Source organism: Endobacterium panacihumi (assembly GCF_050847465.1).
GTDB classification, from domain to species: domain Bacteria; phylum Pseudomonadota; class Alphaproteobacteria; order Rhizobiales; family Rhizobiaceae; genus Neorhizobium; species Neorhizobium panacihumi.
Map to the genome: position 1 here is coordinate 599,755 of NZ_JBOZRA010000002.1, position 16,425 is coordinate 616,179.

Here is a 16,425-nt window from a genome sequence, read left to right on the forward strand (position 1 = left end):
CCGAGCTCGATCGAGTCGCCGCTCAAACGTGCAACAGGTGAAGGAGCGGTTTTGGTTAGGTTTTCGGACGCCATGATCATACCTCCTTCGACCGGGTTCTGCCGGGCAGTATCCTGTCGAGATTGCTCGCCGTGATAGCGACCAGGATGATGAAGCCGACGATCATCTGGAATGCGTAGGGCGTGACGCCCATCAGGTTGAGACCGTTCTGCACGACGGCGAGCAGAAGCACACCGAGGATCGCACCGATTACCGTGCCGCGTCCGCCGCCCAGCGTGGCGCCGCCGAGAACGACGGAGGCGAGGATCGGCAATTCCTGGCCGTTCAGCGCATTGGGAACGGCCTCCTGAACGATATGGGCCTGCATCATGCCGGCAATGCCGGCGCAGAGCCCAAGCCAGCCATAGGCGAAGGCCTGTACCTGCCACGCCCGTACGCCGGAGCGAAGTGCGGCTTCGGGGCTGGAGCCATAGCCATAAACGGAGCGGCCGAAACCGGTTCTCGTCAGGATGAACCAGGTCAGCGATGCCATGACGATCATCACCGCGACGGGCAGATAGAGCGTGGCGGTACCACGTTCTGCCGGAAGTGCCACCAGCGGAACCGGATCATACAGCCAGTCCGGAATGTCGTAGATGGAGACACCGCTGGTGAAATACATCAGCAGGCCAAAATAGAGATTGAACGTGCCGATCGTGGCGATGATCGACACGATTCGGAATTTCTGGATGAGAAAGGCATTGAACAGCCCGAGCAAACCGCCGCATACGGCAGCCAGCGCCAGACCCGAAACCCAATTGCCGCCCCCGACCGAAAGCAAAAGGGTCAGCACGACATATTGTACGACTGACGCTGCGACGGCGAAGGAAATATCGATGCCGCCGGCGATCAGCACGACGACAAGGCCGACAGCGAAGATGATGTTGACCGACTGGTTGTTCATCAGGTCGAAGAGGTTCTGCAACGATAGAAAGCTGCTGGTGGTCAAGCTCAGGAACACGCACAGGATCACGATCAGAAGTGCGAGCACGGCTTCGGTGCCGAAACGCATGTTACGCATTGATCATCTCCTCCAACGCTTCTTCATCGATATCGGCGGGGCGCGTTTCGTTGACCAGACGACCCTCCCGCAGAAGCAGGATCCGGTCACTGTTGTGCCAGAGCTCTCCGGCTTCGTCGGAAATCAGGATGATGGCCATTCCGCTATCCGCAAGTTCGCGGATGATGGAAAAAATGCCTTCCTTGGCGCCGACATCGACGCCCACGGTCGGGCAATCGAGAATGAGCACGTCCGGCCGCGTGGCCAGCCATTTGGCGAGCACAATGCGCTGCTGATTGCCACCGGACAGCGATGAAACCGGCAGTTCCGCATTGGCGACCTTGGTCTTCAACCGGGCGATCCAGTCCGCAGTCAGCGTCCGGATGCGGCTCGGCGACAGGAAAAACCGCGTTCCGAGTTGCGGCAGCACTGTTGCAGCCGTGTTCATGTTGATGGACTGGTTCTGCACCAGCCCCAGATTGAGCCGGTCTTCGGAGACATAGGCAATGCCGGCTGCAACCGCATCGCGATTGGAGCGCAGGGCCAAGGGTTTGCCATCCTTGAGTATTTGGCCCGCGGTCGGTCTGGTCATGCCGAAAAGAACATGTGCCAGCTCGGTGCGGCCGGCGCCGAGTAGTCCGGCAAGGCCCAGAATTTCACCGCGGCGGAGCGTGAAGGAAACATTTTCGAATTCACCCTCGCGGCTGAGGCCCTGCGTTTCGAAAATGGTCTCGCCGATCCTGTCCTGTGTGCGGGGTGTCTGCGTCAGTTCCCGGCCGGTCATCAGTTCCGACAGTCGCGCCTGTGTCATGCCTTCGGTGGAATATGTGCCGACAAGCTTGCCGTTGCGAAGCACGGTCACGCGCTGGCAGACATCGAGCACTTCCGACAGGCGGTGGCTGACAAAAACGATGGATATGCCCTGAGCTGAAAGCGTTCGCGCAATATCGAGCAGGGATTCGACTTCACGCGAGGTCAGCGATGCGGTCGGTTCGTCCATGAAGATGATCTTGGCGTCGGCGCGCATGACGCGGCAGATGGCGACAAGCTGGCGTTTTGCGATCGACAGATCACCGACAATGGCGTCCACATGCAGATCAAGGCCAAGCTTGTCGATGGTTCTGCGTGCCTCTTCGCGCGCTTTCTTGCGGGAAAGGGGGCGTAGCGGGCTCGCGACATAATCGTCGAAAATGATGTTTTCCGCGACGGTCAGATGTGGAAACAGCGCCAGATCCTGCCAGATGACGTGGATGCCGCGGGCGCGTGCGTCATGCGGCGTGATGCGGGTGACGCTGTCGTCTCCGAACTGGAATTCAGCACCCGCCTCGGGCGTATAGACGCCGTTGATGATCTTGATCAGCGTGCTTTTGCCACAGCCGTTTTCGCCGGCAAGGCACAGGACTTCGCCACGGCGCAGCTCGAACTCGACCTCGTCGAGAACGCGCACCTGCCCGAACACCTTGCTGATATGCCTGGCGTGTATTGCAATTTCCATCATGTATTCGACCTTGCCTTGGACGTCGGTGCATGGCGGCCGCGCGTGTTATGTCAGACGCGCGGCCGCCACAGTCCTTGGGAGGAAATCAGAGGCCGAGTTCGGCCAGACCGTCCACGGTGTCCTTGCTCAGTTCGAGCGGCTTGGAGGCAAACAGAACCTTGCCGTCCATCTTGACCGGGCCGAGGACCGGCAGGTCGGCCCCATCGGTGACCTTCTGGCCCTTCACGAGCATGTCGCCGAGCGCCACGAAGGCCTTGCCGGCTTCGAGCGGGCTCCACTGGAAGCCGCCGGTGATCACGCCTTCATGGACGAGACGACGGCCTTGGCCCGGAGAAAACAGACCCATGACGGCGACCTTGCCGGACAAGCCGCGTTCCTTGACGGCACGTGCCGCGCCAACCGTGCCCTGGCTGCCGAAAGACATGATGCCGGCGAGATCCGGATTGGCGCGGATGAGGTCAAGTGCCGTGTCACGGCTGTCATCAACGCTTTCGGCTACGCCGAAGCGGTCGGCGGCCTGTTTCATGTCGGGGCAATTGGTCTTCAGCCAGGCAACAGCTGCATCCGCCCAGGCATTGTGTGCCGGAACGCTGAGGCCACCGACGAACACGGCGTAGGAGCCCTTGCATTCGGTCGTCTTGGCGAGCAGCTTTGCATGCTCTTCGCCCAGTTGCTGGGCGGAAATCATCTCGAAATCGTAATCGATGTTTTCCGATGCCGGGCTTTCATGGGTCAGGACGACGATGCCCTTGTCACGTGCCTTCTTGAGAACCGGCTCAAGCACCTTGGCGTCATTCGGAACAACACCGATGACATCGACGCCGCGGGCGATCAGGTCTTCGACGGCACGCACCTGAAGGGCAGGATCGGCGCTGGTCGGGCCGATCATGTAGGCGTCGACGCCGAGTGCCTTGCCCTGTTCCTGAATGCCCTTTTCCATGGCGTTGAACCATGGGATGCCGCCCACTTTTGCGACGACCGCAATCGTCGGCTTATCAGCGGCAAATGCCGTGCCTGCACCGAGTACCGAGCCGGCAAGCATCGCTGCCAGAATAAAATTCCTGCGCTTCATCAGTAGCCTCCCAAATATCGCCGGCACAATCCTCCCGGCGTGCAAATCGACGATGCACAATCCGTTGTGCGGAGTTGCGCAATCGGTTGTGCATTATGTTGTTGCGGTTCCGCTTGTCAATGCTAATTTCCGATTCCCCATCAGGAGAACAAGAATTGCCAGACGATGTGCCGAAACGACTGACCATCTACGATCTTGCAAATCTTGCAGGCTCGTCGCCCAGCACGGTCAGTGCCGTTTTGAACGGCAGCTGGCAGAACAGGCGTGTCAGCGAGAAGCTGGCCAAGCGCATTCTCGCCGTGGCGGAAAAAGAGGGATACTCCATCAACATGCAGGCGCGTGCCCTGCGGCGTGAGCGCTCAGGCATCATCGGCATGATCGTGCCGATGTACGACAACCGCTACTTCAGTTCGATCGCGCAGATTTTTGAGGCGGAAGCGCGCAAGCGGGGATATTTCGCGATCGTGTCCTGCACCAACCGTGATCCGGAACAGGAGCAGCAGGCTGCCCAGATGATGCTCTCCTACAGGGTCGAAAAGCTTATCTGTACGGGCGCGACTGATCCGGACAGCATCACCCGAATGTGCAACGCGCAAGGCGTCGCGACGCTGAATTTCGATCTTCCCGGTCGTTTGGCGCCATCCGTCATATCCGCGAACCGCATGGGCGCGCGGGCGCTGACCAAGGCCATATTGACCCGATTGCAGGCGCGCGGTGAAATGCATGAGCCGGTGCTTTTCATTGGCGGGCGCCGTGAAGATCACAATACGCAGGAGCGAATAGCCGGCTTCAAGGAGGCGCTGGCGGAAAACGGCCTGGCTGCTCCATCCGAAAGTATTTTGCCCTGCGGATATGCCGGCCCCAAGGCGGCGCTGGCGCTTGATGCCTATCTGGCCCGGCACCAGCGTTTGCCTGCGGCCATGTTCGTCAATTCAACGATCACGCTTGAAGGAATTGCGCACTGGTTCAACAGCAGTGGTCACGATATGGGCGAGATCGTCTTCGGCTGCTTCGACTGGGATCCGCTTGCGGCCGTCTTCAATCCGCATTTCCTGATGGTTCGGCAAAATGTGCCGGCGATGATCGACCGGCTGTTCGATCTGATCGAAACATCATCGCCGCTTGCTCCTGCCGTCATCGAAATTCCACCGGAAATCCTTGGCGACGACGAGGCTGGCCGTCAGCCTTTCCCCGCGGCATGAAAACCGCGATGTGACCGATCGAGGTGCCCGTGGCAGTTTCGGAACTGGCCATGATTTTCGTACGTGTACGGAATGCATGTTGCGGCAATTGGAACTTCGAGATGATGAACGGCTTTTGAACATGAAGCATCCTCGGATACGGCGCGCTGAACGGTGTTGGCGCATGATCGCGGGAAGGGAAAATGAGGATGGGCATCAGGAAAATTCGGGAAAGAGATAAAAATGACTGACAATCGTTCTGAGAGAAATCCAGGCGAGATACTCCGCCAATCGGAAAAAACCATGATGGCCGCCATCGATGCGGCACTCGATGTGGCAAGGCGTGATGCTGCCGAGGCGTTGAATGCGATCGGCTACAAGCACCGCCAGCCGAACTATGATTATTTTTCCTATGCCGCGCTGCATATCCTGTTTCTTCGACATTGCGGAGCCGATGCGGAGACAGCGAAGGGCGGCAATCCGAAACGTGGGGCGCGCATTCTGCACATCGGCAAAAAGATCACCCAGTACTGGAGCCCGGAAGATGGTGGCCAGTCGTTGGAGACGGGGCAGGTCAGGCCTGACATGACCGAGGAAGACGAGAAGGATAGGGCGGATCTGATCCAGGCTGCTCAGGATCTTGCGCTCAAGACAGTGTTGCGGGCTCTGGTCGATCAGGCGAGTGCAACCGATCCCGGTTTGCGAGACCGTCTGACGGAAACAGTCGAGGCGCGTATTGCCCGACTTGATTCGCAATCGGAGCAGAGCGAGGCCTTTGCCGAATGGACAAGAACAGCCATTGCGCACCTCATCCGCCCACCTGCCACTTGAACCAACGATCATCGCGCGCTGTTCATGAAGGCATGCATGTTTGCCCGGATGGCGTATCAGGCACTGTTATCGGCTTGTAAAGATCGTCATGATACGGCGTGGCCAATTGCAAAAGTCAGAGTGGTTATGCGTATGGGTCTGGTGAGCATGATTCTTGAGCTGCGAAAAAACGCAGATTCGGACGGCGATGAAGCGGGCGGCTCAGGAGAGCGTCAACCGCTGCGCATCGAAACGAAAGTCTCGTCGCCCGAAGCCATTCGCACCCAAGAGGCAATTTCGCTGAGAACCTTTGCCCTGCGGCTCAACAAGCAAAACCGGCGGAGACAGCCTCTGGGCTAAAAAAATCGAGCGGGTGCCATTTCACAGGTCTGCCCTGATTCCGGCGTGTTTCGAAATTGCTATGCGCTTTATGCATGGCTGAACTGTGCTACGCCGCCTTACTGATGTCACCGAATACCCGTATAACCACATCCAACGAAGCGATGCACCTCCTCCCGCAAAGCTTCGTGTTGCAGACATCCTCATCCTCCTCCCAGAGGTGTTTGCGTGAACAGCGGCACTCCTCCTCCCAGTCGCTGTTCGATACTTTTCGAAAAGCCTGTCGCACCTCCTCCCGCGGCAGGCTTTTTCGATTCCTCCTCTATTTTCAGATCGATGGGCACCAGGCTGGTCGCTGTTCACGCTGGATCGATCCCGAAATCGCACCACAAAGGTGCTCTGCCCCATCTGGTCATCCGTGATCACTCTCTGCGCTATCGCGCAACATATCCGATGATCGCCCCACCTCTCTCAAGCGGTGCGACTGCAAATGCCCCTGTTGGGGTTACTTCAAACCGAACGCCGAGATTGATCAGCACATTTTTTGTGCGCTCCATGTCTTCGCCCTCTGAAGCGGAGCGCCGCAAAACTGTTGTCTTGTATCGCGGTGATGTCGGTCGTCGGACAAAACGTTCGGCCGCCGCATTGGGGAGAGAAGGAAGCGGTGCCGAATGCGTGCCCGTATGAGGCTCGGGGGCAACATCCCAAGAGGGCAACACGCCCATTTAAAAAATTCCCATAGGATTTCGATTGCATTTCGCCAAAAGCTGAGTAATTAAGTCAAGATAAAATGACGGGTGATGGACGATGCAATCCAGTCAGTTGAGCGCGCTTTATACATCCGAAAGAAATCGGCTTTCCCGCATCATCGCAAGACTGTTTTCCAATCGTAACGATGTAGAAGATATCGTGCATGACACGTTCGTGCGTTTCATCACAGCGCCGTTGGACGGGATCGATCAGGAAAAAGCCTATATAACCCGCATAGCCCGCAATCTTGCGATCGATGCGCAGCGCAAAGCATCACGACAGCCGCTGGCGGACATTGATCTGTTCGAGATGGTCGATTTGTCGCCGTCGCCGGAACAGGTTGTGGCCGATCGACAGGCGCTCCAGATCACGCTTTCGGTTCTCGAAAAACTGCCCTACAAGACCCGCCGGGCCTTCGAGTTGCACCGCATGGGTGAGATGACCATAGCGCAGATTGCCAGGGAACTGGGGATTTCCACCAGCAATGCAGGCCGGCATGTTATCGATGGCTACCAATTGCTCCGGGACGCTCTGCGTCGGCATGGCCTTTAACAACAAGCTGTGGGAAAGTCGCGGTCATGATCCGTCATCACAATAAGAGGCGGCGGCATGGTGGAGCGCGATGACGGACGATGTCTTGAAAGACGACTGTTGGCGTGAGGCGCTGGCGCTTTTGCTGCGCTGGCAGGCTGAGCCGGATAATGACGCCATCAAGCGCGAAATCATGGAATTCTGCGCGAAAGGCGACGAACAGCTCGCCGCATGGCTGGAGGCCAAGAAGGTTTATCGCATCGGCGGCATCGCTCTCGACGGCGGCGCGGCGGCGCATGAGACAAAACGTGTGTCGCGCCGTCAGGTCCTGCTGTCCTTGGGCGCGCTTGCGCTTGTGGGCGGATCGCTGGCCTATCGCGGCAGATTGTCAGACCCCGCAGGCACGACCAGAACAGAGGTGGCAGAGGTGCGCGACATCACGCTCGATGACGGGACGCGTATCTCGGCCGGGCCTTATACGACGTTTTCAGTGACGTTCGATGAGAACCGCCGCGTGCTCGAGTTGCAGGACGGCTTGTTATACTGCTCGATCGCGCGCGATCACCGCCCTTTTGTTCTGAAGACGGCGCGCATGGATGTCGTCTGCTCTGACGCCATGGTGGAACTGACGGCGGATGATCAAAGCTGTTGTGTGACGCTTGCAGAGGGTGTCGCGCAGGTTCGCTTCAATGATGCGGTGGCTCCAGATGACGAGATCCATCGGGGGGATTGGATCCGGATTGATGACGGTATCGGCATCGAACGTGGTCACAGCGATCCAGGTCAGGCGGGCCAGTGGCGAACCGGTACCCTGGTTGTCGATAATGAAAGCGTGGCGGCCGTGATCGGGCGGATTGCGCGGTGGCAGGACAGCAAGATTTTTATTCCGCAGGCACGGCTTTCGGCTGCAAGGGTCAGCGGGCTTTACGATCTGTCTGATCCGCTTCTGGCAATGCAGGCCGTCATAGGGCCGCATGGCGGACATGTTCGCAAGGTCGCACCGTGGACCGTGGTGTTGACCACTCTTTGAAGCGCAATTTTTTTTGGGAAAGATCGCGGACCTTTTCGTCAACCAATTCGAAGCCTGTCGCAAACCGTGTGGCGCGTCTTCAAACTGGCTTGAGGGGTATCATGACGTTTTTCCAAAACCGCGGCGGTTCCGCCGGACTGGTTGCCGCATTTCTGTTTTCATCCACTTGCATCGCAGCCGTTCCGGCCGCCGCGCAGGAAAGAACTGCGAGCCGCAGTTTCAGCATTCCGGCCGGTCCGTTGTCGCAAAGTCTGGTGATCTTCGGGCGCCAGGCCGGATTGCAGATCAGCTATCAGCCCTCGATCGCGCGGGGAAAATCCGCTCCGTCGGTCAGTGGTAACGTGGGTGCCCAGGTTGCCCTGTCGAGGCTTTTGGCCGGCAGCGGCATTTCCTACCGGGTGCAGGGAAATATCGTCTACCTGAGCACAGTCGGGGATGGTGCAGGCGTGGTCGGTTCCGCAGACGGTTCGACAGTTCTGGGAACGATCACAGTCGAAGGAGAGAACGCAACAGGCCCGTTGACGGGGCTTGTCGCCACGCGCAGCGCCACCGGAACGAAGACGGATACGCCGCTTCTCGATACGGCGGCCTCGGTATCCGTGGTCGGTGAACCCGAGATGAAGCGGAGAAGCGTGACCAATCTCGATCAGGCGCTTGCCTATACGTCCGGCGTCAACACCAATCTCTATGGCGCCGACAAGCGTTATGACTTCATCGCCATCCGCGGCTTCGTCGAAACCGGCAAGGGCATCTATCGCGATGGATTGCAGAACCGGGTGAACAATTTCACCGGCAGCCGCATCGAGCCCTACGGCATGCAGCGACTGGAAGTGATGAAAGGCTCGACCTCCACGCTTTATGGCCTGAACGCGCCAGGCGGTCTCGTCAACATGATCACCAAGCGGCCGCAGGAGACGAAGTTTGGTGAAGTCTACACCACGTTCGGCGAAGACCATGCCGAGACGGGCACGGATTTCGGCGGCCCGATCGACGCGGAAGGCGACTGGACCTACCGCCTGACCGGCAAATGGCAGAATGCCGAAGACGGTTTTGACTGGGCAAAGGATGATCGCGTCTACATCGCACCGGCACTGACCTGGAAGCCGACGGACGCCACCAGCCTGACCTTTCTGGCCGATTACAACAAGCGCAAGGGCGCCAACCGCTATGGCATTCCGCTTGGTTCAGGTCTCGATCCGGATACTTTTCTTGGAGAAAAGTCGCTCGACCGCAATGATACGATCGAAAAAAATATCGGTTACGTCTTCGATCATGATTTCGGGAATGGCCTGAAATTCAACCAGACGGCGCGTTATACGGATATCAATCTCGTCAACCGAAATGTTTTTCCGTCGGAAATATCGACAGCAAGACGGAATGTGATGCTGGTCGATGGCGATCTGCAGCGTTTCGCAATCGACAGCAATCTTCAATACGATACGAGCTTTGACCGTTTCGACAGCCGGACCCTGGTCGGCATCGATTATTCACGGACCAAAGAGGACCAGAGCGACATCCGTGGCTACATTCGTAATGCCGATGGTTGCAACCCGACCTGCGTGATAAGGCCGATGCTTCCCGGCACCTCCGCAATCTCATCCGGATCGGAGAGGACGCTCGGCCTCTATGTGCAGGAAGAACTGACCCTTGATGATCGGTGGATATTGTCGTTAGGTGGCCGTTACGACAAGGTTCAAAGCAGCGCGGAAAGCGTTTTTCCCGATTGGCTAGGCTTGTCCGACAGCCAGTCCGTCGATGAACATGCCTTCACCTCGCGTGTTGGCCTGACCTGGAAAGCGACCGATCAGATATCCCTCTACGGTACTTATTCGGAATCGTTCGCGCCGGTTTCGCCTCTCCCGAGCCTATTGGGCAGCGGTCTCGTAAGCGCTGCAAAGCCTGTAGAGGGTGTCATGTATGAAGCAGGGATCAAGTACCGGCCCGAGGGTATGAATGCCTTATTCTCTGCCGCTGTTTTCGATATTTCGCAAACAAATGTGCCCGTCTACAGATTTTTCACCCAGCGTCACCAGATTGGCAAGGTTGATGCGCGTGGCATTGAACTGGAGGCGAAGGCGGAACTCACGGACCGTCTGAACATGACTATCGCTTACGCCTATACAGATTCGGAAATCATCGAGGGTGAGGGGCAGGGTCAGGAAGGCAACCGCATGCAGTTCATTCCGGCTCATTCGGCATCCGCCTGGGTTGATTATACCGTTCCCGGCAATGGCACTTTGGGCGATCTGACCATGGGGCTCGGCGCACGCTTCGTCGGCGCGCGTTATGGCGATAACAACAACACCGTCAAACTGGCGTCCTTTACGGTCTTCGACGCTGCCCTGAACTACAAGGTCACAGACAACGCTTCGCTTTCTGTCAATGTGCTGAACCTGTTCGACAAGGAATATATCAACCATGTCGAAACCTTCAGCACACCGGATACGGCCTTCTACGGCGACCGGCGTACGATCCGCGCTACGTTGAAATACACCTGGTAAGTCCGCTGCCGATCGGCCCGTCCGCTGGGCGAGGCCGATCGGTAGACGATTCTGATCAAGGGGGCGCCGAGAGGCGCGGTATTGCTGCGGCCCCGATTGGCCTGTCGTTCGCAAAGCATGTATGGGAAGCCGCAGTTTCTGCGGAACCGAATGCCATGCCCTCTACTCATAATGACGCGTTGCAGATTTTTACCGACGGATCGTTCAATGCCCGCGACCGCACGGGGGCATGGGCATTCGTGATCTTCGATGGCGACCATCGTATCCATGCCGAGCGTGGAACAAGCACGGGCTAGTCCAACAATTCATTCGAGGTGATGGCGGTTTTGAGAGCCTTGTCCTGGCTTGACATGGCGGGCCTGCAACGCGTTGCAACGGTGTGGACGGATTCCGCTCACGTCATCGAGGGCGTCGATCGCTGGCGGATGATCTGGCGGGGCAATGGATGGAAACGGATCGATCCCAATCCCCGTGCCCGCCGACGCAAAATTCCCGATGCTGCACTCTGGCAGAGTCTCGATAGCCTGATTGAGCACAACGTGCATGTGAAAATCGCGTGGTGCAAAGCGCATGCCGGTGTCATCGGCAACGAAGAAGCCGATGCACTCGCTGCAGGAAGAACGCTGAAGATTGCAGGTTGAATTTGGCGATATGGCCAGCCATTCTTCCGTATCCTTGGACAAAGTCATGGCCTTTCTAAAAGCCGAAGGCCATTGCCCGAAGGCACGGAACTCCCACCAAGCTGGTTCGTTCATGCAGAACACTTGCTCATTTTTTGCAAAAGCATTTCCTGGCCAAATATCGAGGTTCCAATATGATCACCGCAAAGCAGATCGTTCTTGCCAGCCGGCCCAAGGGTGCGCCGAAGCCGGAGAATTTTCGCCTTGAGGATGTCGAGTTGGCAGACGCCGGCGAAGGTGATGTCACCTTGCGCGTGCTGTATCTTTCACTCGACCCTTATATGCGCGGACGCATGAGCGACGCCAAGTCCTATGCCGCGCCGGTGCCGATCGACGGCGTGATGGAGGGCGAAACCATCTGCGAGGTGCTGAAGTCGCGACATAACGACTTTAATCCAGGTGATATTGTGCGTGGGTACACGGGCTGGCGCACACATGCCGTCATCAATGGCGACGGCCTGCGACGAGTGGATACCCACGGCGCGCCTCTGACCACCGCAGTCGGCGCGCTTGGCATGCCTGGCTTCACCGCCTGGAGTGGCTTGAAGTTCATCGGCAATCCGAAACCGGGCGAAACGGTCGCTGTTGCCGCAGCCTCAGGACCCGTTGGTTCCATGGTCGGACAGCTTGCGAAATTATGGGGTGCAAGAGCCGTCGGCATTGCCGGCGGTGCGCAAAAATGCGCCTACGTCAAAGACGAGCTTGGCTTCGACGCCGTCGTGGACCATCGCGCTGAAGACCTTGCCTCGCAGCTGGAGAACGCATGTCCAGATGGCATCGATGTCTATTTCGAAAATGTTGGTGGCCACGTCTGGGATGCGGTTCTGCCGCAGATCAACAAATACGGGCGCATTCCGGTGTGTGGCCTGGTCGCCCACTATAATGGGTCGTCGATTTCAGAAAAGGACAGGCTTCCGGGGACGATGTCGGCCATTCTGCGACAGAGCCTTGTCGTTCGCGGTTTCATCCAGACGGAATTCGCACAGGATCATTTCGACGAATTCCTCGCCGATATCGGCCCGCGGGTGGCGTCGGGTGAAATCAGCTATCGTGAAGATATTGTCGACGGCTTTGAAAACGCGCCGGATGCGTTCACCTCGATGCTGACAGGCGGCAATTTCGGAAAGCTGATCGTCAAGGTCCCGTAATCCGCCACATCAGCGATGGAAATGCGGCCACCCGTGTCGGGCGGGTGGTCTCCGGTGTTTCCGTTTGCATACGAAAGATGTTGATATCCGAACTTAAAACATGAATATCTGCGGCTGCTCGGCAGATGTCATATCCCTGTCGCACTCCCTTACAAGAAGTGCCGGGAAGTATGGGAGCAGGCGGTCATGAACCAGAAACTATTCGTGAGCGCCAAGGAAGTGGCGGATCGGGCCGGCGTGTCGCGCTCTGCCGTGTCGCGCGCATTCACACCCGGCGCCAGCGTCTCTGGAGAAACACGTCGCCGTGTCATGGAGGCGGCAGAGGCGCTGGGCTACCACGTCAACCATCTGGCACGCGGGTTGATGCGCAACGAAAGCGGCCTTGTCTGCCTGATCGTGTCCGAACTTGATACGCCCTACCGGGCAAGCCTCATACGGGCAATTTCCCGACAGCTGCAGAACGTGTCGAAGGTTGCCATGCTCATCAACACGGAGCAGTCGGATAAAAGTGTCGATGACGCATTGAAGCTTGCCATCAGCTATCGTGCCGACGCCTCTATCGTGTTGTCGGGAATGCCAGACAAATCGATTACCGATCTTTGCGTCAAAAGCGGCCAGCGGCTGGTTCTCATCAATCGAGACGAGCAACGGGATGGCGCGTTGATGATCAACCTGAACGATCGCGACGCCGCCAGACGTGCCTTTATCGCTTTTCAGCGTGCCGGCTGCCACCATTTCGCTTTCGCCAATTCGGATGTGCAAACCCCCAGTCTCATGGCGCGCGAGGAAGGGTTTTGTGCGGCCGGGCGGGAATTCGGAATAGAGGTCATCGTCGAGCGTTTTGGGCCGACGCGCTATCAGAGTGGTGTAACGCTTGCGCAGCGGCTGCTCACCCGGGAGATACGACCGGATGCAATCTTCTGTAGCAATGATCTCCTGGCCTGCGGGCTGATGGACACGGCGCGCCATCAGTTCAAGCTTTCTGTTCCCGATGATCTTTGTGTGCTTGGTTTCGATGATATCGAGCAAGCCTCCTGGTCATCATACCAACTCACCACTTTTGCGCAGCCGGTTGACCTGATTGCACAAGAGGCTGTCTCCTGGCTCGGTCAGGAGACCGAGGCGGAGGGCCGGTCTTGCAGGCTGGCGGCTGAGTTGACATGGCGCGGATCTGTTAGAGGCGGATAACAACAGCCGGCAACGCTGCGCTCCTTGTCATGGAGGCGGCGGAACGGCTCTAGCAAGCGCGTCGTCCAAGACAACGGACGTCGATCGGAAGATCTTATCGATGCGATCCATAAATACGAATTAAGTCGATCGTCCTTGTGGGCTAAGAACGGTGTGGGAAGAGATTGCCAGCCGCCAAACCGGCCATACATAGCCGGTATAGCACCGTCTTTTTATCCCGCCCGCACAATGGGCGAGGGATGAAACCATGAAGGCGGGCCGTCGTTTCCCAGCAGTGCATGTCCGAGCAATCCAAGGAGAACGTCATGGACACGAAAACAGACACCACGGGCCAGTGTCCCGTCGCACATGGCGCCAAAGGTGCCACCCCGCGTGGCCGATCCAATCGTGACTGGTGGCCGAACCAGCTGAACGTGCAGATACTCCACACGCATTCATCTCTGTCCGACCCTCTGGGCGAAGCGTTCAATTACGCGGAAGAATTCAAGAAGCTGGATCTGGATGCCGTAAAGCAGGATCTGCATGCGTTGATGACCGACAGCCAGGACTGGTGGCCGGCGGATTTCGGACATTACGGTGGTCTGTTCATCCGTATGGCCTGGCACTCGGCCGGCACCTATCGCATCACCGATGGCCGTGGCGGCGCCGGCATGGGCCAGCAGCGTTTTGCACCGCTCAACAGTTGGCCGGATAACGTCAATCTCGACAAAGCCCGCCGCCTTCTCTGGCCGATCAAGCAGAAATACGGCAACAAGATTTCCTGGGCCGACCTTCTGATCCTCACCGGCAATGTCGCGCTGGAATCCATGGGCTTCAAGACCTTCGGTTTTGCAGGTGGCCGCGCCGATGTTTGGGAGCCGGAAGAACTGTATTGGGGGCCGGAAGGCACGTGGCTGGGTGACGAGCGTTATAGTGGCGAGCGTGAACTCTCCGAGCCGCTCGGCGCCGTGCAGATGGGCCTCATCTACGTCAACCCGGAAGGCCCGAACGGCAATCCCGATCCGCTGGCTTCCGCCCGCGATATCCGTGCCACCTTTGCCCGCATGGCGATGAACGACGAGGAAACCGTGGCGCTGGTGGCCGGTGGCCACACATTCGGCAAGACCCATGGCGCCGGCGATCCGTCCTTCGTGGGTGTCGATCCCGAAGGCGGCGAATTGGAATCACAAGGGCTGGGCTGGTCAAGCAAGTTCAACAGCGGGGTCGGCCGTGATGCCATCGGTAGCGGTCTCGAAGTCACCTGGACGCAGACACCGACACAGTGGAGCAACTACTTCTTTGAAAACCTGTTCGGTTTCGAGTGGGAGCTGACCAAGAGCCCGGGCGGCGCGCATCAGTGGGTCGCGAAGAACGCCGAGGCTTCCATTCCAGATGCGTTCGATCCGTCGAAAAAGCAGCTTCCGACGATGCTGACCTCCGATCTGGCGCTGCGTTTCGATCCAATCTACGAAAAGATTTCGCGCCGTTTCCTGGAAAACCCGGCGGAATTTGCCGATGCCTTTGCGCGTGCCTGGTTCAAGCTGACCCATCGCGACATGGGCCCCAAAGCACGTTATCTCGGTCCGGAAGTTCCGGCCGAAGACCTGATCTGGCAGGATGTCGTTCCTTCTGTGGATCACCCGCTGGTCGATGAGGTCGATATCGCCGCGCTCAAGGAAAAGGTTCTCGCTTCCGGCCTTTCGGTGCAGGAACTGGTGTCGACCGCCTGGTCGTCCGCTTCCAGCTTCCGCGGCTCCGACAAGCGCGGCGGCGCCAATGGTGCGCGTGTTCGCCTTGCGCCTCAGAAGGACTGGGAGGCCAATCAGCCTGAACAGTTGGCAAGGGTGCTTGGCGTGCTCGAGGGCATCCAGCAGGCTTTCAATACGACCCAAAATGGCGGCAAGAAGATTTCGCTGGCCGATCTGATCGTCCTTGCCGGCGCTGCCGGTGTTGAAAAGGCTGCGAAGGCGGGTGGAAACGATGTCGTTGTTCCCTTCACGCCGGGCCGCACGGATGCGAGCGATGCGCAGACGGATGTGGACTCCTTTGCCGCGCTCGAGCCGCGTGTCGATGGTTTCCGCAACTATGTGAACGACAAGCGCATCCAGTTCATGAAGCCTGAGGAAGCGCTGGTCGATCGCGCCCAACTGCTGACACTGACCGCGCCTGAAATGTCGGTTCTGGTCGGTGGCCTGCGTGTCCTGACCGTTGGTCAGCCGAAACACGGCGTGTTCACCAATCGGCCTGAGACGCTGACGAACGATTTTTTCGTCAACCTGCTCGACATGGGTACCGTCTGGACACCGCTTGCCGGCAAGCAGGGCATTTATGAAGGCCGCGACCGCAACAGCCACGAACTGAAATGGACCGGCACGCGCATCGATCTGATCTTTGGTTCGCATTCGCAGCTGCGCGCCATTGCCGAAGTTTACGGCCAGTCGGATGCGAAGGAAAAATTCGTGCGCGACTTCGTTTTGGCCTGGAACAAGGTGATGAACGCCGACCGTTTCGATCTTCTCTGATCGATGACCTGGCCCGGACGCGCACCCTTGGCGTTCGGGCATTTTTCGTAGCCCTCCATCTGATATTCTTGTATTTCAGTCTGGACGCGCAAATTGGCTTTTGCCATAATCTGACTTCAGCCGCGCTACGGGAGGTAGTTCGAGCCGGCGCTTGTGT

Annotated in this window: 14 protein-coding genes; 11 read left to right on the forward strand and 3 right to left on the reverse strand. The window is 58.1% G+C overall.

Annotated features, from left to right (window positions below):
* Positions 1-76: 76 nt before the first annotated feature.
* From ACRQ1B_RS14640 to ACRQ1B_RS14650, 3 genes are all read right to left on the reverse strand, one after another.
* Positions 77-1,060, reverse strand: a complete 984-nt coding sequence (locus tag ACRQ1B_RS14640) for an ABC transporter permease (RefSeq protein WP_432294436.1) — start codon at positions 1,058-1,060, stop codon at positions 77-79.
* Positions 1,053-2,537 (reverse strand): sugar ABC transporter ATP-binding protein, encoded by a 1,485-nt coding sequence (locus ACRQ1B_RS14645; protein ID WP_432294437.1) that lies wholly within the window; start codon positions 2,535-2,537, stop codon positions 1,053-1,055. Before ACRQ1B_RS14645 ends, ACRQ1B_RS14640 begins: the two co-directional genes overlap by 8 nt.
* 85 nt (positions 2,538-2,622) lie before the next feature.
* A complete protein-coding gene (locus ACRQ1B_RS14650; RefSeq protein WP_432294438.1) occupies positions 2,623-3,609 on the reverse strand; it encodes a substrate-binding domain-containing protein in 987 nt (328 codons plus the stop codon).
* Positions 3,610-3,764: 155 nt separating this feature from the next.
* Between ACRQ1B_RS14650 and ACRQ1B_RS14655 the strand changes: the two genes are divergently transcribed.
* The 11 genes from ACRQ1B_RS14655 (at position 3,765) to katG (ending at position 16,268) form a co-directional block, all read left to right on the forward strand.
* A complete protein-coding gene (locus ACRQ1B_RS14655) occupies positions 3,765-4,811 on the forward strand; it encodes a LacI family DNA-binding transcriptional regulator (RefSeq protein ID WP_432294439.1) in 1,047 nt (348 codons plus the stop codon).
* 282 nt (positions 4,812-5,093) lie between these two features.
* The gene (locus ACRQ1B_RS14660) at positions 5,094-5,621 is read left to right on the forward strand and encodes a hypothetical protein (RefSeq protein WP_432294440.1); all 528 of its coding nucleotides are present in this window, start codon (positions 5,094-5,096) and stop codon (positions 5,619-5,621) included.
* 36 nt (positions 5,622-5,657) lie between these two features.
* A complete protein-coding gene (locus ACRQ1B_RS14665) occupies positions 5,658-5,960 on the forward strand; it encodes a hypothetical protein (RefSeq protein ID WP_432294441.1) in 303 nt (100 codons plus the stop codon).
* A gap of 786 nt (positions 5,961-6,746) precedes the next feature.
* The gene (locus ACRQ1B_RS14670; RefSeq protein WP_432294442.1) at positions 6,747-7,241 is read left to right on the forward strand and encodes an RNA polymerase sigma factor; all 495 of its coding nucleotides are present in this window, start codon (positions 6,747-6,749) and stop codon (positions 7,239-7,241) included.
* Between the two features lie 70 nt (positions 7,242-7,311).
* Entirely contained in the window at positions 7,312-8,250 is a 939-nt protein-coding gene (locus ACRQ1B_RS14675; RefSeq protein WP_432294443.1) for a FecR family protein, read from the forward strand.
* 101 nt (positions 8,251-8,351) lie between these two features.
* Positions 8,352-10,751, forward strand: a complete 2,400-nt coding sequence (locus ACRQ1B_RS14680; protein ID WP_432294444.1) for a TonB-dependent siderophore receptor — start codon at positions 8,352-8,354, stop codon at positions 10,749-10,751.
* A gap of 155 nt (positions 10,752-10,906) precedes the next feature.
* The gene (locus ACRQ1B_RS14685; RefSeq protein ID WP_432294445.1) at positions 10,907-11,047 is read left to right on the forward strand and encodes a ribonuclease H family protein; all 141 of its coding nucleotides are present in this window, start codon (positions 10,907-10,909) and stop codon (positions 11,045-11,047) included.
* Between the two features lie 54 nt (positions 11,048-11,101).
* Positions 11,102-11,392 (forward strand): RNase H family protein, encoded by a 291-nt coding sequence (locus tag ACRQ1B_RS14690; RefSeq protein WP_432294446.1) that lies wholly within the window; start codon positions 11,102-11,104, stop codon positions 11,390-11,392.
* 173 nt (positions 11,393-11,565) lie between these two features.
* A complete protein-coding gene (locus tag ACRQ1B_RS14695; protein WP_432294447.1) occupies positions 11,566-12,579 on the forward strand; it encodes an NADP-dependent oxidoreductase in 1,014 nt (337 codons plus the stop codon).
* A gap of 186 nt (positions 12,580-12,765) precedes the next feature.
* Positions 12,766-13,767, forward strand: coding sequence for a LacI family DNA-binding transcriptional regulator (locus ACRQ1B_RS14700; protein WP_432294449.1), 1,002 nt, complete (start codon positions 12,766-12,768; stop codon positions 13,765-13,767).
* Between the two features lie 305 nt (positions 13,768-14,072).
* Positions 14,073-16,268: a catalase/peroxidase HPI gene (gene katG, locus ACRQ1B_RS14705; protein WP_432294450.1), complete on the forward strand. Its 2,196-nt coding sequence runs from the start codon at positions 14,073-14,075 to the stop codon at positions 16,266-16,268.
* Positions 16,269-16,425: the final 157 nt, after the last annotated feature.

What these genes read in the sequence shown, in the direction of transcription:
- ACRQ1B_RS14670 (WP_432294442.1), top strand. Translation starts at nt 6,747, where the DNA reads ATGCAATCCAGTCAGTTGAGCGCGCTTTATACATCCGAAAGAAATCGG.
- ACRQ1B_RS14680 (WP_432294444.1), top strand. Translation starts at nt 8,352, where the DNA reads ATGACGTTTTTCCAAAACCGCGGCGGTTCCGCCGGACTGGTTGCCGCA.
- ACRQ1B_RS14645 (WP_432294437.1), bottom strand. Translation starts at nt 2,537, where the DNA reads ATGATGGAAATTGCAATACACGCCAGGCATATCAGCAAGGTGTTCGGG.
- ACRQ1B_RS14695 (WP_432294447.1), top strand. Translation starts at nt 11,566, where the DNA reads ATGATCACCGCAAAGCAGATCGTTCTTGCCAGCCGGCCCAAGGGTGCG.
- ACRQ1B_RS14665 (WP_432294441.1), top strand. Translation starts at nt 5,658, where the DNA reads ATGTTTGCCCGGATGGCGTATCAGGCACTGTTATCGGCTTGTAAAGAT.
- ACRQ1B_RS14685 (WP_432294445.1), top strand. Translation starts at nt 10,907, where the DNA reads ATGCCCTCTACTCATAATGACGCGTTGCAGATTTTTACCGACGGATCG.
- ACRQ1B_RS14640 (WP_432294436.1), bottom strand. Translation starts at nt 1,060, where the DNA reads ATGCGTAACATGCGTTTCGGCACCGAAGCCGTGCTCGCACTTCTGATC.
- ACRQ1B_RS14700 (WP_432294449.1), top strand. Translation starts at nt 12,766, where the DNA reads ATGAACCAGAAACTATTCGTGAGCGCCAAGGAAGTGGCGGATCGGGCC.
- ACRQ1B_RS14690 (WP_432294446.1), top strand. Translation starts at nt 11,102, where the DNA reads ATGGCGGGCCTGCAACGCGTTGCAACGGTGTGGACGGATTCCGCTCAC.
- ACRQ1B_RS14675 (WP_432294443.1), top strand. Translation starts at nt 7,312, where the DNA reads ATGACGGACGATGTCTTGAAAGACGACTGTTGGCGTGAGGCGCTGGCG.
- ACRQ1B_RS14660 (WP_432294440.1), top strand. Translation starts at nt 5,094, where the DNA reads ATGATGGCCGCCATCGATGCGGCACTCGATGTGGCAAGGCGTGATGCT.
- katG (WP_432294450.1), top strand. Translation starts at nt 14,073, where the DNA reads ATGGACACGAAAACAGACACCACGGGCCAGTGTCCCGTCGCACATGGC.
- ACRQ1B_RS14650 (WP_432294438.1), bottom strand. Translation starts at nt 3,609, where the DNA reads ATGAAGCGCAGGAATTTTATTCTGGCAGCGATGCTTGCCGGCTCGGTA.